Raw genomic sequence first — 240 nt, 5'->3', positions numbered from 1 at the left:
GGGTTTTATGGGTGTACTTGGGCGTCATATGGGTCGTGGGCCGATGAAATGACCTTTGTGCTAGACTTATTGGGAGGTTTTGGCGGCGCATTTTTTGTTAGCGTTAGTTATGACGTAGGGTATATCTTTTATGCATACGCTGATGGGGCTTCTGGTGCAGATGCAGATTTTTCTGAAGTCTACTGTAGCATTAGTGTGCAGGGCTTTACATTTGGTGCAGACGTACTTGCAACATCTGCA

The 240-nt window shown here is 45.8% G+C and carries 1 pseudogene; it reads left to right on the top strand.

Annotated elements, in window-relative coordinates:
* Nucleotides 1-240 (top strand): annotated as a pseudogene (locus CWB75_RS18880) (TorF family putative porin); the annotation flags it as partial.

The organism is Pseudoalteromonas sp. S1608 (genome assembly GCF_005887265.1).
Taxonomy (GTDB): Bacteria; Pseudomonadota; Gammaproteobacteria; order Enterobacterales; family Alteromonadaceae; genus Pseudoalteromonas; species Pseudoalteromonas undina.
This window is presented reverse-complemented; position numbering and strand designations above follow the sequence as displayed.